The 19,020-nt window shown below is 50.7% G+C and carries 22 protein-coding genes; 11 read left to right on the top strand and 11 right to left on the bottom strand.

What is annotated here, in order from left to right:
- Positions 1-200 precede the first annotated feature (200 nt).
- From EZV72_RS17180 to EZV72_RS17190, 3 genes are all read left to right on the top strand, one after another.
- Positions 201-1,007 (top strand): siderophore-interacting protein, encoded by an 807-nt coding sequence (locus tag EZV72_RS17180; RefSeq protein ID WP_137168387.1) that lies wholly within the window; start codon positions 201-203, stop codon positions 1,005-1,007.
- Between the two features lie 67 nt (positions 1,008-1,074).
- A complete protein-coding gene (locus EZV72_RS17185) occupies positions 1,075-1,860 on the top strand; it encodes a siderophore-interacting protein (RefSeq protein ID WP_137168388.1) in 786 nt (261 codons plus the stop codon).
- Between the two features lie 39 nt (positions 1,861-1,899).
- The gene (locus tag EZV72_RS17190) at positions 1,900-2,400 is read left to right on the top strand and encodes a GNAT family N-acetyltransferase (RefSeq protein ID WP_137168389.1); all 501 of its coding nucleotides are present in this window, start codon (positions 1,900-1,902) and stop codon (positions 2,398-2,400) included.
- 108 nt (positions 2,401-2,508) lie between these two features.
- Here the strand turns inward: EZV72_RS17190 and EZV72_RS17195 are convergent, their stop codons facing one another.
- From EZV72_RS17195 to EZV72_RS17205, 3 genes are all read right to left on the bottom strand, one after another.
- On the bottom strand, positions 2,509-2,934 hold the full coding sequence (locus tag EZV72_RS17195) for a hypothetical protein (RefSeq protein WP_137168390.1): 426 nt from the start codon (positions 2,932-2,934) through the stop codon (positions 2,509-2,511).
- 111 nt (positions 2,935-3,045) lie between these two features.
- A complete protein-coding gene (locus EZV72_RS17200) occupies positions 3,046-3,606 on the bottom strand; it encodes a CBS domain-containing protein (RefSeq protein ID WP_137168391.1) in 561 nt (186 codons plus the stop codon).
- A gap of 56 nt (positions 3,607-3,662) precedes the next feature.
- Positions 3,663-3,962 (bottom strand): hypothetical protein, encoded by a 300-nt coding sequence (locus EZV72_RS17205; RefSeq protein WP_137168392.1) that lies wholly within the window; start codon positions 3,960-3,962, stop codon positions 3,663-3,665.
- Between the two features lie 198 nt (positions 3,963-4,160).
- Between EZV72_RS17205 and EZV72_RS17210 the strand changes: the two genes are divergently transcribed.
- A complete protein-coding gene (locus EZV72_RS17210; protein ID WP_217495167.1) occupies positions 4,161-5,051 on the top strand; it encodes a DUF2608 domain-containing protein in 891 nt (296 codons plus the stop codon).
- A 73-nt stretch (positions 5,052-5,124) separates the two neighbouring features.
- On the opposite strand, the gene EZV72_RS17215 is transcribed toward EZV72_RS17210, so the two are convergent.
- Positions 5,125-6,417, bottom strand: coding sequence for an NAD(P)/FAD-dependent oxidoreductase (locus tag EZV72_RS17215; RefSeq protein WP_137168393.1), 1,293 nt, complete (start codon positions 6,415-6,417; stop codon positions 5,125-5,127).
- Between the two features lie 53 nt (positions 6,418-6,470).
- Here EZV72_RS17215 and EZV72_RS17220 point away from each other — a divergent pair, with 53 nt between their 5' ends.
- Together EZV72_RS17220 and EZV72_RS17225 are read left to right on the top strand one after the other, a co-directional pair.
- Positions 6,471-6,740 carry a hypothetical protein gene (locus EZV72_RS17220; protein WP_137168394.1) on the top strand — a complete coding sequence of 90 codons (270 nt, stop codon included), beginning with the start codon at positions 6,471-6,473 and terminating at the stop codon, positions 6,738-6,740.
- 161 nt (positions 6,741-6,901) lie between these two features.
- Positions 6,902-7,384, top strand: coding sequence for a DUF2721 domain-containing protein (locus EZV72_RS17225; RefSeq protein ID WP_137168395.1), 483 nt, complete (start codon positions 6,902-6,904; stop codon positions 7,382-7,384).
- A 37-nt stretch (positions 7,385-7,421) separates the two neighbouring features.
- On the opposite strand, the gene EZV72_RS17230 is transcribed toward EZV72_RS17225, so the two are convergent.
- Together EZV72_RS17230 and EZV72_RS17235 are read right to left on the bottom strand one after the other, a co-directional pair.
- The gene (locus tag EZV72_RS17230) at positions 7,422-8,039 is read right to left on the bottom strand and encodes a flavin reductase family protein (protein WP_137168396.1); all 618 of its coding nucleotides are present in this window, start codon (positions 8,037-8,039) and stop codon (positions 7,422-7,424) included.
- Positions 8,040-8,101: 62 nt separating this feature from the next.
- Entirely contained in the window at positions 8,102-9,127 is a 1,026-nt protein-coding gene (locus EZV72_RS17235) for a 5'-methylthioadenosine/S-adenosylhomocysteine nucleosidase family protein (RefSeq protein ID WP_137168397.1), read from the bottom strand.
- A gap of 198 nt (positions 9,128-9,325) precedes the next feature.
- Between EZV72_RS17235 and EZV72_RS17240 the strand changes: the two genes are divergently transcribed.
- A complete protein-coding gene (locus tag EZV72_RS17240) occupies positions 9,326-10,387 on the top strand; it encodes an alpha/beta fold hydrolase (RefSeq protein ID WP_137168398.1) in 1,062 nt (353 codons plus the stop codon).
- A gap of 76 nt (positions 10,388-10,463) precedes the next feature.
- Here EZV72_RS17240 and EZV72_RS17245 read toward each other — a convergent pair whose 3' ends face one another.
- Both EZV72_RS17245 and EZV72_RS17250 read right to left on the bottom strand, forming a co-directional pair.
- Positions 10,464-11,282, bottom strand: a complete 819-nt coding sequence (locus EZV72_RS17245) for a DUF4198 domain-containing protein (RefSeq protein ID WP_137168399.1) — start codon at positions 11,280-11,282, stop codon at positions 10,464-10,466.
- Complete coding sequence (locus EZV72_RS17250) at positions 11,282-11,800, bottom strand: DUF2271 domain-containing protein (protein WP_137168400.1); 519 nt, start codon at positions 11,798-11,800, stop codon at positions 11,282-11,284. The genes EZV72_RS17245 and EZV72_RS17250 overlap by 1 nt, the downstream gene beginning before the upstream one ends.
- A gap of 244 nt (positions 11,801-12,044) precedes the next feature.
- Between EZV72_RS17250 and EZV72_RS17255 the strand changes: the two genes are divergently transcribed.
- Positions 12,045-12,923 (top strand): LysR family transcriptional regulator, encoded by an 879-nt coding sequence (locus tag EZV72_RS17255; RefSeq protein WP_137168401.1) that lies wholly within the window; start codon positions 12,045-12,047, stop codon positions 12,921-12,923.
- Here the strand turns inward: EZV72_RS17255 and EZV72_RS18495 are convergent.
- Positions 12,920-13,075, bottom strand: a complete 156-nt coding sequence (locus EZV72_RS18495; RefSeq protein ID WP_175405159.1) for a hypothetical protein — start codon at positions 13,073-13,075, stop codon at positions 12,920-12,922. The two genes, EZV72_RS17255 and EZV72_RS18495, sit on opposite strands and share 4 nt — an antisense overlap.
- 291 nt (positions 13,076-13,366) lie before the next feature.
- Here EZV72_RS18495 and gpmA point away from each other — a divergent pair, with 291 nt between their 5' ends.
- The gene (gpmA, locus tag EZV72_RS17260; RefSeq protein WP_137168402.1) at positions 13,367-14,113 is read left to right on the top strand and encodes a 2,3-diphosphoglycerate-dependent phosphoglycerate mutase; all 747 of its coding nucleotides are present in this window, start codon (positions 13,367-13,369) and stop codon (positions 14,111-14,113) included.
- 69 nt (positions 14,114-14,182) lie between these two features.
- Here the strand turns inward: gpmA and EZV72_RS17265 are convergent, their stop codons facing one another.
- Positions 14,183-16,657: a PKD domain-containing protein gene (locus EZV72_RS17265; protein WP_137168403.1), complete on the bottom strand. Its 2,475-nt coding sequence runs from the start codon at positions 16,655-16,657 to the stop codon at positions 14,183-14,185.
- Positions 16,658-16,878: 221 nt separating this feature from the next.
- Between EZV72_RS17265 and EZV72_RS17270 the strand changes: the two genes are divergently transcribed.
- Together EZV72_RS17270 and EZV72_RS17275 are read left to right on the top strand one after the other, a co-directional pair.
- The gene (locus EZV72_RS17270; RefSeq protein ID WP_175405160.1) at positions 16,879-17,451 is read left to right on the top strand and encodes a flavodoxin family protein; all 573 of its coding nucleotides are present in this window, start codon (positions 16,879-16,881) and stop codon (positions 17,449-17,451) included.
- 70 nt (positions 17,452-17,521) lie between these two features.
- Positions 17,522-17,968 (top strand): DUF3859 domain-containing protein, encoded by a 447-nt coding sequence (locus EZV72_RS17275; RefSeq protein WP_217495168.1) that lies wholly within the window; start codon positions 17,522-17,524, stop codon positions 17,966-17,968.
- Here the strand turns inward: EZV72_RS17275 and arsB are convergent.
- On the bottom strand, positions 17,965-18,978 hold the full coding sequence (gene arsB, locus EZV72_RS17280; protein ID WP_137168405.1) for an ACR3 family arsenite efflux transporter: 1,014 nt from the start codon (positions 18,976-18,978) through the stop codon (positions 17,965-17,967). The two genes, EZV72_RS17275 and arsB, sit on opposite strands and share 4 nt — an antisense overlap.
- Positions 18,979-19,020 lie beyond the last annotated feature (42 nt).

Here is a 19,020-nt window from a genome sequence, read left to right on the forward strand (position 1 = left end):
GTTTACTTACTGATTCCGATAGCTCTATTGATTTCAGTAACCATGTGTATTCCAATTCATTGACCGGAGTTTTTGCTCCGGTTTTTTTTTGTTCGAACAAATCGCTTAATTGTGCTTGTTTTGTCCTAAAACATTCACTTTATTTGAAAATAATTCTCATTAATATTTGTCCTCTGTATTTAACCGGTTGTTGAGGATGTATGCCAGCTCCAGCTAAAAAACCCAGATTACTGACCGTTTCCAGTATCCGTCGTCTTACCCCTTCCATGCAGCGCATTGTACTTACAGGTGATGAGCTTAAGGACTTTCCAGAGGTTGCGCCCGGCGCCTATGTCAAACTGATGTTTGATTTTGACAACCAGCCTGCCACTGTTGCGCCACAAAGCCTGAACGACGTGCAGTTGCGCACCTATACCGTTCGTCATTTCGAGCGAGCTTCGCTGACACTGACGCTGGATATGGCACTGCATGGCCATAGCAGTGAGTCGGGTCCGGCATCACACTGGGCAGAACATGCCCAGCCGGGTGATCAGATTCTGGTTGGCGGCCCGGGTACAACAAAAGGCATTACTGAACCAGATAGCTATATTGTGATGGCCGGAGATATTACTGCTCTGCCTGCCATTGCCAGCCATCTTGAAGCATTGCCGGACAGTGCCAGCGGTCAGGTGGTGATCAGTATTCCGCATGTTAAAGACCAGCAAACACTGGCTAAGCCCGCCGGTATTGATATCATCTGGCATGCTGAAACTGATACTGTGTCGACTCTCAGCGACACTGTGGGTCAGATTTCACTACCCGACAGCCCTGTCTGTGCGTGGGCTGCATGCGAATTTTCTGATATGAGGCAACTGCGTAAATTATTTCGTCAGCAATGGAACTTAGCGCACGAGTCTATTTATATCAGTAGTTACTGGCGCCAGGGTCGCAGTGAAGATCAGCATAAAGTGGATAAGCGAAACGACCAGCAGGCATGGGAAGAAGCGCAAAACATTAACCCCGAGTAACAATTGGCCGAAGTGGTTCGATTCTCGCATAGTCAGAATATCATTCATTCTGACAGGCAGCGCAAAAGTGACCACATGGCAACAAATTAAACGCCTTTTTTCTCAGGATGTGAGCAGTGAGACTGCTCACAGCGTCAGTCTGACGGTACAGAAAATTTCTCAGGCCGGCGAACATATTCGCCGGATTACCCTGGGTGGTGCCGCCATACGTAAGCTGCCTGCGCTGCATTCCGGTAGTCATATTCAGTTACTGTTTGATAAACAGGGTAACCCCGTCACTAACACGGTCACATGTCAGGACGATGTGATAGAGCGGCCGTTTACAGTGCGCTTTTGCGATCCGCAAATGCTGCTGCTGACCATTGATATTGTTACCTGGCCGGGCCGCTCTTACGGCCCTGCCCGACGTTGGGCGCAAACTGTTCAGCTGGGTGAGAGCATTCATATCAAAGGACCCTGGCCTGGCCCCCGGCTGGCAGCCGAAGCCGACGAGGTGCTGCTGGCCGGAGAAGCGGATGCCATTCCGGCTATTGCTCATCACCTGGAAACCCTGAATCCGGCCAGCTACGGCACGGTTATTCTGCATTGTCCGGGAATGAGTGAAAATATTGTTTTCAGTAAGCCGCCTAATGTGCAGATTATCTGGGTTAATCAACCTGATTCCAGTTTGCTGGCGGCATTACAGCAGCACGCACCAGCTGGCGGCAGTCCGGCTATCTGGCTGGGCGCCCGACCCGATGACATGGCGACCCTGAAAGCGTGGATTGCCCAGACCTATTTGTCTGCTGCCCACTACATCCAGCTAACCGCGTACACCGGCGATGAAGACCCGGTGGGCTCGTTGTCGGCATAAACCCGAACACACGACTATAAGGACATTGTGTAAACCTTTATGATTTTGACTATTCGTCCCGAACAGCCTGAAGATATCTCAGAGATTCGCGAAATTGTAAAAAGCGCATTTCGAGAGGCACCACACACCAGCACTAAAGAGCATTTTCTGGTCGACTTGCTACGTGAGAAAGGTGACCTTCATTTATCCCGTGTGGCCGAGCAGGACGGCTGTATGGTGGGCCACATTGCGGTGAGTAGTGTTAAACTGTCGTGCGGCGCAAAAAACTGGTTTGGAATTGGTCCGGTTTCTGTGGTGCCCGATTTTCAGGGTCAGGGTGGCGGGTCAAAACTGATTGCAAGTACGCTTTCCCAGTTGCGTGATGCCGGGGCGGCAGGCTGCGTTCTGGTAGGTGATCCGGCGTATTACACGCGGTTTGGCTTTCGTCATGTCAGCGCACTAACGTATGCGGGTATTCCTGAAGGGTATTTTCTGGCGTTATCGTTTAATAATCGCTATCCCAGTGGCTCTGTAACCTATCCGGATGCATTTTCTCACTGATTGAATCAGCGCAAATAACACAGTTTGGATGGGGCAAGTCCTTTGCTCCGGGATTTTCATTATAGAGTGATAATCACTGTAAAGTGATGATAGGGTTGAGGTTACTGGTTACCTGACGACAGCTTGTGGCTCATTGTGCTCCGCCTGATGAGACGCCATGAAAGGCAGATTACCCAGCGGTTTGTCACCGTAGTTACTGTGCAGATAGTCGCTGATGTAGGAAATTCCCGCCAGATTGGTACAGGTTGTTTTAGGTACGGTATCCAGATGCGGATTCTGCCGGGTGAACCAGTCCAGCATCAGGTCAGTATCCCCATCTGACAATGCATAAAGTAAATGATACATACGAATAAATGCGACCTGCACTTCGCTCTCATCAGAGTTTACATCAAACCCCACCAGTGAGGTGGTGTCCAGTGCCTGTTCGCTGATTCCCAGTATCTGAGCGGCTTCACGGCGTGTCAGCCCCAGTTCCTGATATGCCCAGGTAAACGCCTTCATTACTACAGCAGGCGGATTGTTTGCCATTGTCATGACCAAATCTCCTTCTGATTTTTGCAAAATTGCAAAATTTATGTTGCAGAAAGTGTTCCACAATTTCATGAAACACTTTTGCAACCTGCGGGAAGCCCTCCCGCAGCGTCATTATGCTGCCAGTAATTTTGACAGTTCAGCGAAGGTAGGCTGTTGTTGAATATCCAAAGGCAGGCGCAAAATCCGGGCAATATCACTGACGCTGATCACTCCACGGATTTCATGGCTCTCGCGGTCGGTTACCAAACAATGATGATGACCATTGTTTTTCAGGGTTTCTACCACGTCACCCACTTTGGCACGACTTAGCTGCTCGTAATCAAAACTATGCAGGGTGGTTTTAGGTTGCATGAAGTCGCGGGCCGACAGCTCTTCTCTGCTTCGACCCTCAGAGACTTTTTGCATAATGTGCTGGGCACTTAAATCGGTCAGAGTAACAATGCCGACAAACTGCTCGTTTTTATCCAGCACCAGTTTCATTTTAACATGTGACTGTTTCATCAGACGTTCCAGCTCCACTGCCGGTGTATCGTCATCAATCACAATCGGCTCACGTACTGCGAAGTCTGTCATGACTTCCAGTGCCGGAGAATGCAGGGTGACGGCCAGTTGAGCCTGAGGCCAGGCCAGTTTGTCTACTTGTTCGGTTTTATATAGAGGAAGCGAGTGCATAATAGCATCTCCTTAAATTTTGTTTGTCGTTATGACGCCAGGCGCCACGGGTAAGATCAGGCAAACAAAGCAAAAGGAGGAGCGCGGATTTGTGGACCAGCCTGATACCGGACGGGCAAACAGGCAATAGAGACAAAGGCTGGTTCGCTGACAGTGTGCAGCCCGGTTACCGACAGGGTCGCAGCCACCGTGTTTCCGTCAAGGTCGCTGTCACCCAACGTGTCTGTGGCAACATCCCCGACAGAAGCAATCTGAACCAGGGTCATCCGCTTGTCATGAGCGTCAGCCGCGACCTGCCCGGTCACCTGTGACGGCGATAGCATGATCAGACTAAACAGTAATATCCACTTGCTCATATCAAGACTTAATTGATGACTACAGTAGTAGTATATGGACGTTGCACTAAATTCAATCACCCGCTAGTCGTCGTTTTTCGATAACTTGGCGATAAAACCAGCACAACTCTGCTCAAATCCTGTTCAGCGGATAAATTATTTCTTCAGTCAGGCAACATTTGCTAGAGTGCTGGCACGTAAATCTTGCCAGGTAAAATCATGAACAAAACCCTGCTCGGCACTATACTGGTTACCGCTATGCTGGTAACTGGCTGCACCACAACAACATCCGTCCCGCCGGTGGTTGTCAGTGATACTGACGTCACCAGTTTTTCCGATATCAGCACACATATCGGTCAGCTGAATGCCCGTTACGGCGCCGACAAAGTGCTGATTGTGACTGATATCGATAACACATTGCTGACCAGCACCAGCGATCTGGGCAGTGATATCTGGTATCAGTGGCAGGCCGGCAAGCTGTCTGTCAAGCCGCACCCTGATCAGCAGGTGAATTGTCTGTATGCTGATGCCATCGGACTTTTATACGAGTTGGCGCCACAACAGCTGATTGAACCGGGCACACCACAATGGCTGGCTCGCTGGCAGCAACAGGGCAATCATGTTGTTGCACTGACCGCCCGCTCGCCATCTACCCGCGCCGCTACCGAGCGCGAACTGGCCCGGGCCGGTATGGATTTCACTAAAACCCCGTTAACCACCGCCGACAATACACAACTGATGATAAACGGTGCGGATGCCCGGCCGTACACCTACCTGAACGGTATCATGATGACCTCGGGGCAACATAAAGGGCATATGCTACAAACACTGCTGGATAAAGCCGGACAGACCTTTCAGGCCATTGTGTTTATTGATGACAGTGACAAAAATGTCAGTCACATGACCGAGGCTTATGAATTACAGGGAGATACCAGTTTAACCGCATTTCATTACACCCTGGTAGAAGAACGCAGAATCGCGCGGTTTGGCGCGGTGTTAACCCCGCAGCAGGCCGATACCATGGCCAGTCAGTGGCAGGCACTCAACCGGACTTTGAATGACATCTACCCGGCGCGGGATAAACAAGGGACCTGTCTGACCCCTCAATAACACTGCACCTCAATAACACTACGTGACACCGGCATCAGGAATGCGGCACACCCCTGATGCCACTAGCGATGACTCAGTGCAGTTTGAACTTAGGCCCGACAATATTGCTGACCTTGCGACTAAACAGGGTCAGAATACCTTTGAACCAGCCGTGCACCGCAAACTGATGATTGTTGTACAGTGACACATAGACCAGCTTAGCCAGCCGGCCCTCCACAAACATGCTGCCGTTGGATAATGCGCCCATCAGGCTACCAACGGTACTGTATTTGCTCAGATGCACCAGCGAGCCGTAATCTTTATAGGTGTAGGGCTCCAGTTTTTTCCCTTCAAACAGGGCTTTAATATTGTTTGCTGCGGTACTGGCCATTTGGTGGGCAGACTGTGCCCGCGGTGGCACCCAGGAGCCGTCTTTTTGCTGAAAACCGCAGCTGTCACCAATCACAAAAATATCGTTATCCACGGTGCTGCGCAGTTCAGGCGTCACCAGAATCTGGTTAGCCCGGTTGGTTTCAAACACATCCATTTCCACCAGAAAGTCCGGCGCTTTCACCCCCGCTGACCAGACCATCAAATCGGCTTCAATCAGCTCACCTTCGCTGGTCATAAAGCCTTTTTCGGTCGCTTCCGACACCTTGGTGCCCTCGCGCACGGTAATGCCCAGCTTAAGTAGCGCTTTTTTCGCTGACATAGCAATTCGCTCAGGCAGCGCCGGTAAAACCCGCGGGCCGGCCTCTATGATCGTTACTTTTAATCGTTCTGAGGACATTTCCGGCATACCGTAAGCTCTGGCCAGATTAGCCACGTGGTGCAGCTGTGCAGCCAGCTCGGTGCCGGTTGCCCCGGCCCCTACAATCCCCACCTGTAGCACGCTTTTGTCCACTGCCGACTGGGTTATTTTCAACAGCTGATTAAGCAGGGCTTTGTGAAAACATTCGGCCTGATGCAGGGAGTCCAGGGTAAAGCAGTTATCTTTGACACCGGGCGTGCCAAAGTCATTACAGACGCTGCCCATAGCCAGCACCAGATAATCATAGCTTAAAGTTCGTTCAGGCAGGATTTGCTGATGATTGTCATCAAATAACGGCGCCAGAATAATCTCTTTATTGTCACGGTCGATGTGCCGCATTGCGCCAAGCTGAAACTGATAATGATTACGTACCGCGTGCATCCGGTAATCCACACCATCAGAGTTTTTATCAATCACACCGGCAGCCACTTCGTGCAGCAGGGGCTTCCAGACATGAGTACGGGCCTTGTCGACCAGAATGATTTCGGCTTCTTTGCGTTTGCCTAAAGAGCGGCTCAGGCGGGTCACCAGTTCCAGTCCTCCGGCGCCACCGCCGACCACAACGATCTTCTTCATGATATTTACCTTGTTTAATCTTTCCAGCCATAAACACGAAGGGTGACATGCTTATGGCTGGCACGACTGCAGGTAAGTTCAGTACAACACCACATGTGATAAAAAGAGTAAGGACAATACTTTACTATGCGCCTATCGGCCTCTGCATTCAAATCGCAGGTCGCGAAATCCGGCTGTATTGTCGAAATCATCGCATCTCCGTAACCCGGCTGTTGGGTTATGCCGGTGATGATGAACAGCAACAGGTTATTCGTTGTTTTTCGGATATATCCCTGCTTCGGATCGCCACTGCCATCAAAAACCTGTACGAACAGGCAAATTAAAAAAACTTCAACCCTCTCATTTACATAGCTTTTTCCTTAAACCTTTCGCTACTGGTTACGTATCAACCAATAAGATCATGCCTTTTTGTCAGAGCGGCGAATGATTTGCATAAATCAGAGCAGTTTATTTACAGCATATGCAATTAAGAGAGTAGGACTACGTGGATACCTTGATACCCAGCTTATCTCAGCTCATTGAGTTTTCTGTTGCCCCGGTGTTTTTATTAACCGGTGTAGCTGGCTTTTTAAGTGTCATGTCAGGCCGTCTTGGCCGTATTTCCGACCGGGTCAGGGTATCGGAGCGGCGTATTCAGACTCTGGCCGACCCGGAACTGGTGGAACGATCTAAACAGGAAATTATTGTACTATGGAGCCGGGTCAGGGCTGCCAACTGGGCTATTGGATTTTGTGTGGCCGCCGGTCTGATGATTTGTCTGGTGATCGGTGCGTTGTTTGCCGGCTCGTTGCTGGTCATTGACCTGAAAATCCCGATTATTCTGCTGTTTGTACTGGCCATGTTGTTTTTGATTTGTGCTCTGGTGCTGTTTCTGGTTGAGGTGCGTATGGCCACCCGCGGCATTGATATCGTGCGCACTATCCACAAACCAACTAAAAACCGGCGCGGCCCGATTCCGCCTTTATAACCCTGAGCGGGCGCCAGGCCCGCTGCCATCATTGGCCTTACGGTCTGGCCAGAAACTGTTTTAGCGAATCATCAATGGTGAAATAGTCCCCCGGACCACCACCACGTAACACCGGATTGGCAGCGGTGGTCTGGTAAATCCCGTCCTTGATCGTGTCTTTTCGGATATGCACTGCGACCACCTGCCCAAACACCATCCAGGTGTCGGTTGGCTCGCCCAGATGATCGGTCAGACGCACAATCTGGGTTTTGCGGCACTCCATAATGGCCGGACTGTTTGCCACATGCGGCACCGCCACCTCCCGGCTCTGACCTTTTGGCAACCCCGCCAGCTCAAATTCATCCACGCCCGGTTCGACCATGGCAGCGCTTTGGTTCATTGGCTCAAGCAACGCCTCACTGACCAGATTCCAGCAAAATTCACCGGTTTGCTCAATATTATGCAGGCTGTCTTTGGCGCCCACACTGGCAAAACCTATAATAGGCGGGGTGTAGTTAAACGCATTAAAAAAACTATAGGGTGCCAGATTCACAATGCCGTGGTTGTCCTGGCTTGAAATCCAGCCGATCGGCCGCGGTGCGATAATGGCATTAAACGGATCATGGCTCAGGCCGTGCCCGTCAGCCGGGTTATAGGTGTGATAATCGTTTTGCATCAAAGTCAGTCCGACAGTTATCAGGTGCGCTTAGGTACGCACCTGCTGTGGTTTTTGTTTACTTAGCGGCGGGCCAGTTCATCAAGCACCGCAAATAAGGCGTTGGCACCGATGCGTGACACTGCCTCGTCATAAATATGCTCAACATTCATGCCTTCCTGGCCACCGGCCAGATCACTGACCGCACGGATAATCATCCAGTCGATGTCATTAATGGTGCAAACCTGCCCAACCGCCGCCGATTCCATTTCGGTGACCTCTGCATTAAACACATCCCGGGTCCATTTACGGTACTCCCGGTTATCCAGAAAAACCGAACCGGTCACGCCATTGCCGCCCACACTGAGCGTAGCATTGCGCTTATCCAGCACTGGCTGTGCCGGCATATTTTCAAAAGCGCGCCGTGCAGCGCTCAGCAATGGCTGTGAAGCAGAAAAATAGGGCGTGTCCTGCGGGGCATTCATCCCTTGTTTGATAATCAGCACTTCATCCGGGTGAATAAAACCAAAGGGTTTATAGTCAGGACGGTGAAAATCGACAGACTTACGGGCAGGCTGCTCTTGCATAAATTTCGCATAGTATTCAGGAACCAGGTATTCGCCTTCACGGTCAGGATCCGGATTCGCATACACGCTTTCATCATGGTAATACCAGCGCTCAGGCACGATCACATCACCAGGCTGCCACTTAGGATTTACCGCCCCGGCAATGCCCATATACACCACCTGTTTCACCGGAAAATAATCAAACGCCATCTGCATCGACATGGCCGCATTGGCAATGCTCATGCCGGTGGCAAAAATCAGTACCGGCTCGTCATGATACTGACCAATCCGATAGGTAATGCCTTTAAACTGCACCACCTGTTCAATGCTGGCACCTTCATCCGCCTGAATACGACCTAAAATACCTTTCATCTCAGGCTCATAGGCTACCACTATGGCGGTCATCCCGGGCCCGTCAAACTGTTTCGGGCCATATTCAGCAGAAACAATATCGGATACGGGGGTAGTCGAGCAGGCACTGACAGCGATACAAAAAACGGCTATAACAATAACGTAAAACGGGGAACACCAGCGTGTTTTCATAAGTGAAGGATAATCCGACAAAGAAACGGGTCATACCTTTACCTTAGCAATATTTGTCGGTGGTTAGAATGTATTAATTACAGTCTGGACCAGTTGCCAGCAGGGTAAAAACCAGCCACAGTAGAGCCTTGCATTACTCACCCCACGGACAGGACCGGTTTGGGTCTGCCCGCTCACTCACTGTTGCAGGAGCCACACATGAAAACCTCCCTTTTTCTGGCCGTTGTCCTGATGCTGTTCACCCTGACCAGTCAGGCCCGCCAGCCCCTCACAGCTGATGACTTTGCGACGATACAGTATGACGCCCGGCTGACCGGTGTATCCTATCCATTTGATGTGCGCACGTTTCGGTTTTCGTCACAGGGTCATGACCTGGAAATGGCCTATATGTATCTGCCGCCAGAAAAAGGTTTTCCGGTAGTAACCCTGCTGCATGGCAAGAACTTTAACGGCGCGTACTGGCAGAACACGGCTACCTGGCTGCATGACCAGGGTTATGGCGTGCTTATGCCTGATCAGGTTGGATTTGGAAAATCTTCCAAACCCACCGACTATCAGTACAGCTTTGCGGCGCTGGCCAGCAACACCAAAGCGTTGATGGATAAGCTCAATATTGTGAAAACCATTGTGGTGGGTCATTCCATGGGCGGCATGCTGGCAACCCGCTTTGCCCTGTTGTATGACGATGTTGCCACCCGACTGGTATTAGTCAATCCGATTGGGCTGGAAAACTATCTGGTGTATGAGCATTATCGCGACATCAACAATTTTTATCGTAGTGAGCTGAAAAAATCAGCGCAGGATATTATCAGTTATCAGCAAAAACGGTATTACGATGGGCAGTGGAACAGCGACTACGCCAGTTTTGCAGAACCGCTTATCGGCTGGGTGCAGGGCCCCGACTGGCCGATTCTGGCTAAGGTCAGCGCGCTGACCTATGACATGATTTTTACCCAGCCGGTGATTGAGGATATGCAGTACCTTACCATGCCGGTCAGCCTGATTCTGGGCACCCGGGATCGTACTGCGCCCGGTGCTGACCAGCAAAAAGCCGATAATAAGCGGGAACTGGGACGCTATGACAGACTTGGACAGCAAGTAAAAGTGCGAAACGACAAGATACGGGTTACTGAATTAAAAGGGCTCGGCCACCTGCCCCAGATAGAGGACTTCGATCGTTTTAAAGCGCCTTTTTTAGAAGCCATCGCCCGGCGTACGTCCGGCAATGACCCAACAGCAGGCAGTGATACCAACGAATAGCCACAAAGCAAAACCAGAAACGCCGCGACTGACAGGTCAGTTCGCGGCGTTTTTTCTTGTCTGAGTTTATCACTGGTTACAGAGGTAGTACCTCGATAGTCGTGATATACGTTCCCATACGCTTAGAAGCTGGCGCTTTAGCTTTGCTATCTTCGTATTCCGCTTCCAGCCAGTACATGCCCGGCTCATCCACATTCAGAGTAATGTTGCCCTGCTCATCGGTAGTCAGTTTCATATCGTCGTTATTGTCGCGATATTTTTCGCCTTCTTTGACAACCACCACACTGGCACCCACCGCTTTTTCACCGTCAATGGTAAAGCCAAAGGTGATGTCTTCACCGGTGTAGGCATCGTTAGGGTGAGTATGTGCCACCATTTCCAGGCCTTCGCCGGTGTTTTTCAGCACTGAGTCCGTTGGCGCTCCGGCTGTCACAAACACTTCTATTTTACGAGAAGTCTGGGCCACATCGGCATTGGCAGGCACCTGTTGTTTGAATTCTTCCAGCGTGCCGGTTTTACCACGACCCGGCCACATGTGACGCTCACCGTTGTCATCTGTCCAGCGCGCCATCAGGGTATTGGACGCTGAGGCGACTTTGTAGGTGCCTTTTTCAGTAAGCTCAAGGTCAAACACACTGCGGTATTTAAGACGCTGCTGATGCTGCAACTGCACGGTTTTGCCGGAGGGTGAGGTGGCCGTGAGCAAATCCAGCGGCATGGCGTAATGATCCGGCGTAAAAATGCCGTTGGCAATCGCGCCATCAAAGCTGATCCATTCATTTTCACCCGACACCACTGTGGTAGTCGGTTTAATCCACATACGGTGAGCAGAGGCCAGCGGGCTGGCAGCCAGCAAAGCCGCCGCACTTAAACCAATCAGTAGGTGTTTTTTCATTATTTAGGCTCCAGTGTAAGTTCAATTGATTCCAGTTCATTTTCGCCATTAGCCGTTTGCGACAGCGGTGTGGTGACCGGCAGGGAGATCGGGATCTCCAGTACTTCGCGGCCACCCAGCTCACGGGCTGCTTCAACATACAAAATGTAGTCACCCGCCGGCTGCGCACTCAGACTATTATGTAAGTCGATGGTGTATTCACCGGGACGGCGTGTGGCACCACTGACGCCATCTACCGGCATATCCAGGGTACGTCCGGAACGACGCCACCAAAGCCGCAGATCTTTAAGCCACTTCTCGCCCTCATCATCTTTCATATCCACGTCGTACCAGACTGCAATATCCTCAACCCGCTTTTTGCGACTGTCGGCCAGCCACACCGCCACGTATGGCGCATGGTACTCAGCCACATTTAACTGCGGTAAAGTGATTTTTACCTCATCGGCACTGGCTATGGTGGAAAAAGCGCTCAGGAATGAGATTCCCAGCCCCGCAAACATGGTTTTTTTCAATGTCATTATTTCTGGCGTCCTACAAATCTTCAGGTAATCCGGTGGTTTTATATCACCCTCACCCCATTACCAATAGGTTTATCCCGCATATGCCCGCGTTAGGCGAGTCAATATCGACAGCCCTTACCATTCACGATTAGGCTTGTTCTGTGTACGATACAATAAACCAAAATGAGAATTGTTACCATTTAAGAATGTCTCATTGTCGAAAATCTACCGGTCAATGTGCATAAAAGGATTCCCAACAGCTATGAATATGAAATTGCTCCGCTCACTTAATGTGTTTGTGAAAGTTGCCGATGCGGGCAATATGAGTATTGCAGCCAAATCTCTGCATATGACTGTCTCGGCTATCAGCCAGCAGTTGCGCAAACTGGAAACCGATATCGGCTTAAACTTGCTTAACCGCAATACCCGGCATCTCAGTCTGACCGAAGCTGGCCGGATTTATTATCGCAGTGCGGTAAAAATGCTTGATGAAGCCAGACAGGCACATCTTGAAATAGAACAGTTGCAGCAAACCCCGTCTGGTGAACTGCGAATCACTGCGCCGGTGGGTTTTGGCGGCGGTTTACTCAGCCATCCGTTAAAACAACTGCTGGCCGAATTTCCGCGCATAAAGGTATCGCTGGAACTCACCGACTATCCGGATGATGTGATTTCATCAGGGGCTGATTTGGCAATCAGTTTGTATGACAGTCAGGACACCAATCTGCATTGTGAGCATCTGGCTTCCTGGGACAGGGTGCTGTGTGTGGCTGCTGAGCATCCGGCTGCGGCGGTCACCACCGTAGATGAGCTGGCGCAGCATGAACATCTGGCGCACGAGCAATTTCAGACTATGACATTAAGCAGCACCGCCGGTGAAAAAAGTGTATTGCCGGCTTCGGTCATGCTGGTTAACTCCATGCAGGGACTGATTCAGCTAACCTGCGACGGGCTTGGCTATGCGGTACTGCCTGAGCCGGAAGTCCGGCAGCAAATAGCCAGTGGCAAACTGGTTCATCTGATGCCTCAGTGGACCCTGCCCTCTTATAGTGTGCATGCCGTTTTCCCCCGGCATCAAAGTATTCCGGGCAAAACCCAGGCGGCTATCGACTGTTTACGCGCTGCATTTAGCCAGGTTTAGTGGCTGACTCGCTTTGCTTTGTTAATCATGGTGGTTGTACGGGTACCACGAGCGCGATAACGGTATTTTTTAGGCCCTTCAGCATCAGTTTTCACGGCAATTGGCGCGACATTCGCTTTTTTAGATTTTGCGACATTCAGTCTGAAACACATAATACAGCTCCTTAAGTGGTTTAATTATGCCTGCGCTGTTAGCACGGTGCTGCGGATTCCGCCGCATCTAATAAAATGGCTACGCGTCATGCTAAATCATTTCAGGTGGAAAGTAGCATTAGTTATGCCAGATTAGCCAAACCGGCTAAGCTGGTTGTATCACCTCAGCAGAGGCTGGATTTTTACAGTCTGATAATAGATGATAGACGGCAATCCAATAAATGTTCTGGCTGTTACAGCCTTCGATTTATTTCTGATTTTCTAAGTCACTAGCCTTAAAGGTAATTTTATATGTATAAACTGGTACTTATCCGCCACGGTGAAAGCCAATGGAACCTGGAAAACCGTTTCACTGGTTGGCACGACGTTGACCTGACAGACACGGGCGTAGCCCAGGCGAAAAATGCCGGTAAACTGCTGCAGGATGCCGGATTCGAATTTGATCTTGCCTATACGTCAGTCCTGTTGCGTGCAATCAAAACCCTTAATCTGGCACTTGAAGAAATGGGCCAGCACTACCTGCCGGTAGAGCGCCACTGGCGTCTGAACGAGCGTCACTACGGGGCGCTGACGGGTCTGGATAAAGCAGAAACGGCAGCAAAACACGGTGATGAGCAGGTCAAAATCTGGCGTCGCAGCTTTGATGTACCGCCGCCGGCAGTTGCTGATGATTCAGAGCACTTTCCGGGACATGACCGCCGTTACGCCAATGTTGATGCCTCAATTCTGCCTCGCGCAGAAAGCCTGGCGCTGACTATTGAGCGTGTATTGCCCTACTGGCACGACGTTATTCGTCCGAGCATTCAAAATGGTAAGCGTGTGGTTATTGCCGCACACGGGAATAGTTTACGTGCGCTTGTGAAATATCTGGACGGTATGAGCGAAGAAGAAGTACTGGAGCTGAACATTCCAACCGGCGTACCTCTGGTTTATGACCTGGACGAAAACCTGAAGCCAATCAAAAAAGAATATCTTGGTGATGCAGATGAAATCAAAAAAATGATGGATTCTGTGGCCAATCAGGGCAAATCAAAATAATCCCTGGCGACAAATAGCAAAAGCCGCGCTGATGAAATTATCACAGCGCGGCTTTTTTTGTATTATGACTTACTGCCCGATAATAGACGAGATGTCATACGGCACGTCGATATTTTTTCGTAGCAGGCGAATGTCTTTATCGACCATATCCGGCTGCGGGTTCTCATAATCGTAAAAGCTGTATAACTTGAAATCGTGAGTATGGGCGAGTGTCAGTACATCATCCTCTAGTGCCAGTAACTCCCAGGTGCGGCGATGATATAACCCACAGGAAGCTGACTCCACAAAGCAGGAAAGATCGCTATTCTTGGTCTCGGAATTTCTCAGCCGGGTGATTTCCAGGTGCCCGTCACCATTAATCAGCCAGCCGCCGGAAGTGACATACACTTCAGACTCCTGCAATACCCCATCGCTGTTTTCATCAAAGGTGGATACCGTGTAGGCACGGCCATCGTCTTTTAACTCAAACCAGAAATTATCCAGCTCCGACTCACCCAGTACGGTATCGTAGCCGTAAATGCCCGCCACATTGTCGTTTGTCCAGGCCGCACTCACAGTGCCCAGAAAGCCAAAAACAGTCTTGTCATAGTCATACAGTGGCTGTCCCAGCGCATCAACATGGGCGGTATGTAATATATCGGCCCCCTTACGCTGCGCTACCTGCTTTACGGTAAACTGTGCAGAATCCTGCGCGCTTAGTTCCAGCCCGCTGATGGTCAGCACGCCTTCATTCAGCGCCCAGTTAACGGTTTGTCCGCTGAGTATTGCCTGCGCCGAACCGTTGGCGGCCAGCTCAAATTTTTCATACTGACTGACCGCCCGTGCCTGCTCATCATCCTGCAGCACAATAGGATCACGATTGACCGTTGGTATGCCGATATACACTGTGGCCGGCGCTGTCAGCTCAATGGCAGATGTGGCGGTTTTTACTGATGTCAGCCAGGTATCGGTATAAGACTCAGTATCCAGCTCCGGGTTTTCGGGATACTGTTGCTCGTAGGTATACGTTTGCTTGAAGTCCAGGGTATTGCCGTTTTGGCTAATCAGAGTCAGGGTTTTACTCACCGGCACCGTCGTGGCCAGCACCTGCTGTCCATCTACACTGGGGTAAAATGAGCTGGAAGCCGAGCCATCATACGTCAGTACCAGCGAACTGCCGTCCTGCATCCAGGTAAATGGCACCTCATCCTGCCCGCTACCATCAGCAAAAAAGTGCATCACGGTTGCATAAGCATGAAGATCGCTTTCAGGCAAAGTATAAAATACAAATTCATCGCCAAAGTCTGCCTGTGCGGCAAATAGCGTGGGGTCATCAAAGATTTCTTCCTGCGCATCAGCAAACTCTGGCGTTGCTTTCACCTCTTCCACAAACGCCTGAGTAGCTTCTTCATCTTCTATCAGGGCCAGGGTATCAGGTACATCATCCGGTAATGTGGTCTGCGCCGAATTGGCTTTATCAATCGCTACCTTGATCGCAGTGGCCAGTGTAATCACTTCCGCCGGATTCACCTGCTCACCCAGGGTTTCCACCGTCTTTTCATCAAATACACTTTGCCCGTCTTCGGCTACTTTTTTCAGTAAGGCATACTTAGCCGTCGTGATATTAGACACCGTGGTGGCCGGATTATCTTCCCCACTTAGCTCACCATCATCCCCGCTGTCTTGTACCAGTGAGTCAAAGCTGGCCAGCAGGGAAATCAGTCCTGCCGCGGCCTGCTCACCCGTGCCTTTTGCCCGGATAGACACAAAGGCATCGCCCATTGAATCATCTACAACAAGATTAAAGGTAAAATTACCCTGCGCATCGGTCACAATGCCATCCATATAATCTTCACCGTTAAGCATCACGGTGATCTCCGCATTTTGCAGAGGTGAGTCTGTGGCCAGTCCGCTAATGGCCAGCGACATGGTTGTCTGGGTAATGGTCACACTGGCGGTGGTGGTCACTTCATCACCATCATCATCAGTTGCTGTCACGTCGAATGTGGCGGTCTGCTCGCTACTGACCTCAGGCAGGGTAATCGTTAATGCAGAAGCGTCTTCACCAGATAGCTGCGCCTGCGGACCGCTGGTTTGCGTCCATTGATAAGTGCTGATAGCACCGCTGGTCACGCTGGCATCTGCGGTCAGGGTCACCGTTGTTTTTTCGGCCGCTGACACTGCATCAATATCTTCAATAACCGGTTCTACCTGCCGTACATCGACCACCGTAGTGGTAGTCGCGCTGGCCCCGTCATTGTCGCTGACCGTCAGGCTCAGACTCACCTGTGCATCCGCATCGACCGCGGGTAGTGAAAGAGTGACCGCGCTACTGTCTTCACCAGAGACAATCTGCGCATCGCCACCGGTCACTTCCCACTGATAGCCGGCTATGCTGCCATCGGTATCGGTGGCATCAGCAGTAATCGTCACATCGGTATTTTCAGGGCCGGTATAAGCATTTTGCAGTGTGACAGAAGGTGCCTGATTAGTTGCATCATCATCGCTGCTGCAACCACTGACCAGCAAGGCCAGAGCAGTCATGGCAAAGGGGAGTATTTTCATTTCTTTTCATCCATGGTTGGCAGGCAATGGACCGCTGTCATTGCATCAAGCATCCGTGCCTGGAGTCATTTCACGATTAAACATAGAGCAAAACTTATATAGCACAACGTATAGCCTTTAGCGTAAAAATAATACTTAAGTAGTATAAATTTTGATACCCAAACAGCACCAAACCGACCCGCCCAACGTAGCCATCAAGACACTTAAATCATGGAGTCATTATGAAAATAGCAACCGTGTTTCACAGTGGGTATGGTCACACCAAAAAACTGGCAGAAGCATTCCACGCTGAGCTGGACGGCCACAGCAATGTAGGCGCAACACTGATTGAGATTGATCAGAACGGCGATATTACTGACGAGCAATGGGCGGCGCTGGATGCGGCCAATGCAATTGTTTTTGGTTCGCCCACCTACATGGGCATGGCGTCCTGGCAGTTTAAAAAGTTTGCCGACGCTTCATCCAAGCGCTGGTTTGAAGATAAATGGCGCAACAAGGTCGCAGGCGGATTTACCAATTCAGGCTCTATGAATGGGGATAAGCACTCCACCATGCACTACTTCATCACGTTGTCAGCCCAGCACGGTATGATCTGGGCAAACATGGGCATGAAACCGGCCAATACTAAAGATGCTGATCGTAATGATGTTAATTATATCGGTGGCTTTGCCGGACTGATGGCCCAGTCTCCGGCAGATGCATCGGTGGATGAAGCGCCTTGTCAGGGCGATTTGGATACCGCCACTGCCTATGCTAAGCGGGTGATTGAAGTGACCGACCGCTGGGTAAATTAATGGCGTCCGGGCTGCTTCGCCAGCCCGGCGTTTTTGCTACAATGCCGGTTTTTCTTGCCGGAACCAGCCTGTGCCCAAACATAAGCCAGTGGTAGAGATGCTCAGCCACGGAATTTACCGCAACTGGGATGCGGAGGCCAAAAGCCTGCCGAAAATTGACAAATTCACGACTCAGATTCCGGCCGAGCTGGGCATTGAGTTCGGCTACATCGTCAATATTAAACGGGCCAAAAATGCCCGCCTGATTTACTGTATTTATCATCCGGATATTCCTGATGAGCATGGTGAGGTTATGCCGCCTTTTGAAGGCGAGGAATACGTGGGTAATAACGACTGGGACTTTTATCTTGGCGATACGCTGTGGGAACCACTCAGCAATAAAACCGGGCCGTGGCGAATGACGCTGGAGCTGGACGGCAGAATCATTGCCGATAAAACCTTTGAAGTAGAAGATGAAGCCCCCTACGAGGGCGCTTCATTCTGGCGCCGGGGCAAACTGCGGCCCCGGGGCTATTAGTCGAACCAGTGACGGGTGCGGTTGGCAAACCATACCAGAGACAACATGACCGGTACTTCTACCAGCACCCCAACCACGGTGGCCAGCGCCGCACCTGAGTGCAGGCCGAACAGCGAAATGGCTACCGCCACAGCCAGTTCAAAGAAATTTGAGGTGCCGATCATACACGCTGGCGCAGCTACGTTATGCGGTAGTTTCATGCGCTTGGCCAGCCAATAGGCAATAGCAAAAATACCATAGGTCTGAATCAGCAGCGGGATGGCGATAAGCACAATACTTTGCGGTTTTTCCAAAATGGTGGTGGCCTGAAAGCTGAACAGTAAAACCAGGGTCGCCAGCAGTCCAATCATCGAAAAAGGCTTAAACCAGTTCACAACCCGCTCAACCGCCGCAGGGCCTTTTTTAAGCAGGCTTTTACGGGTGACATACCCGGCGACCAGCGGCAAAATCACATACAGCACCACTGATAACATCAAAGTATCCCATGGCACCGTAATATCAGAAACACCCAGCAGCAAGCCCGCCAGCGGAGCAAACGCAAAGATCATAATGACATCGTTAACCGACACCTGCACCAGTGTGTAATTGGCATCTCCTTTAGTCAGCTGACTCCAGATAAATACCATCGCGGTACAGGGCGCGACACCCAGCAGAATCATACCGGCGATGTATTCTGTGGCGGTTTGCGGGTCGACCCAGGGGGCAAAAATACCTTTGAAAAACAACCAGCCCAGCAGCGCCATAGAAAATGGCTTGATAAGCCAGTTAATCATCAGGGTCAACGCCAGACCTTTGGGCTTTTTACCCACATCCTTTAACGCGCTGAAATCCACCTGAATCATGATCGGGTAAATCATCAGCCAGATAAGCACCGCCACCACCAGGTTGACATGCGCCACTTCAAGGCTGGCAATAGCAGCAAAAGCATCGGGTGCCAGGCTACCTGCCGCCACACCCACTACAATACAAATCGCAACCCACAGGGATAGGTAGCGCTCAAAAAAACCCATAACAATATGTCCTGAAAATAACTAAGTGTAAATCTGCTGAGA

This window comes from Salinimonas lutimaris, from assembly GCF_005222225.1.
GTDB lineage: Bacteria > Pseudomonadota > Gammaproteobacteria > Enterobacterales > Alteromonadaceae > Alteromonas > Alteromonas lutimaris.

What these genes read in the sequence shown, in the direction of transcription:
- EZV72_RS17180 (WP_137168387.1), top strand. Translation starts at nt 201, where the DNA reads ATGCCAGCTCCAGCTAAAAAACCCAGATTACTGACCGTTTCCAGTATC.
- EZV72_RS17190 (WP_137168389.1), top strand. Translation starts at nt 1,900, where the DNA reads ATGATTTTGACTATTCGTCCCGAACAGCCTGAAGATATCTCAGAGATT.
- EZV72_RS17195 (WP_137168390.1), bottom strand. Translation starts at nt 2,934, where the DNA reads ATGACAATGGCAAACAATCCGCCTGCTGTAGTAATGAAGGCGTTTACC.
- EZV72_RS17200 (WP_137168391.1), bottom strand. Translation starts at nt 3,606, where the DNA reads ATGCACTCGCTTCCTCTATATAAAACCGAACAAGTAGACAAACTGGCC.
- EZV72_RS17205 (WP_137168392.1), bottom strand. Translation starts at nt 3,962, where the DNA reads ATGAGCAAGTGGATATTACTGTTTAGTCTGATCATGCTATCGCCGTCA.
- EZV72_RS17210 (WP_217495167.1), top strand. Translation starts at nt 4,161, where the DNA reads ATGAACAAAACCCTGCTCGGCACTATACTGGTTACCGCTATGCTGGTA.
- EZV72_RS17215 (WP_137168393.1), bottom strand. Translation starts at nt 6,417, where the DNA reads ATGAAGAAGATCGTTGTGGTCGGCGGTGGCGCCGGAGGACTGGAACTG.
- EZV72_RS17220 (WP_137168394.1), top strand. Translation starts at nt 6,471, where the DNA reads ATGGCTGGCACGACTGCAGGTAAGTTCAGTACAACACCACATGTGATA.
- EZV72_RS17230 (WP_137168396.1), bottom strand. Translation starts at nt 8,039, where the DNA reads ATGCAAAACGATTATCACACCTATAACCCGGCTGACGGGCACGGCCTG.
- EZV72_RS17235 (WP_137168397.1), bottom strand. Translation starts at nt 9,127, where the DNA reads ATGAAAACACGCTGGTGTTCCCCGTTTTACGTTATTGTTATAGCCGTT.
- EZV72_RS17240 (WP_137168398.1), top strand. Translation starts at nt 9,326, where the DNA reads ATGAAAACCTCCCTTTTTCTGGCCGTTGTCCTGATGCTGTTCACCCTG.
- EZV72_RS17245 (WP_137168399.1), bottom strand. Translation starts at nt 11,282, where the DNA reads ATGAAAAAACACCTACTGATTGGTTTAAGTGCGGCGGCTTTGCTGGCT.
- EZV72_RS17250 (WP_137168400.1), bottom strand. Translation starts at nt 11,800, where the DNA reads ATGACATTGAAAAAAACCATGTTTGCGGGGCTGGGAATCTCATTCCTG.
- EZV72_RS17255 (WP_137168401.1), top strand. Translation starts at nt 12,045, where the DNA reads ATGAATATGAAATTGCTCCGCTCACTTAATGTGTTTGTGAAAGTTGCC.
- EZV72_RS18495 (WP_175405159.1), bottom strand. Translation starts at nt 13,075, where the DNA reads ATGTGTTTCAGACTGAATGTCGCAAAATCTAAAAAAGCGAATGTCGCG.
- gpmA (WP_137168402.1), top strand. Translation starts at nt 13,367, where the DNA reads ATGTATAAACTGGTACTTATCCGCCACGGTGAAAGCCAATGGAACCTG.
- EZV72_RS17265 (WP_137168403.1), bottom strand. Translation starts at nt 16,657, where the DNA reads ATGAAAATACTCCCCTTTGCCATGACTGCTCTGGCCTTGCTGGTCAGT.
- EZV72_RS17270 (WP_175405160.1), top strand. Translation starts at nt 16,879, where the DNA reads ATGAAAATAGCAACCGTGTTTCACAGTGGGTATGGTCACACCAAAAAA.
- arsB (WP_137168405.1), bottom strand. Translation starts at nt 18,978, where the DNA reads ATGGGTTTTTTTGAGCGCTACCTATCCCTGTGGGTTGCGATTTGTATT.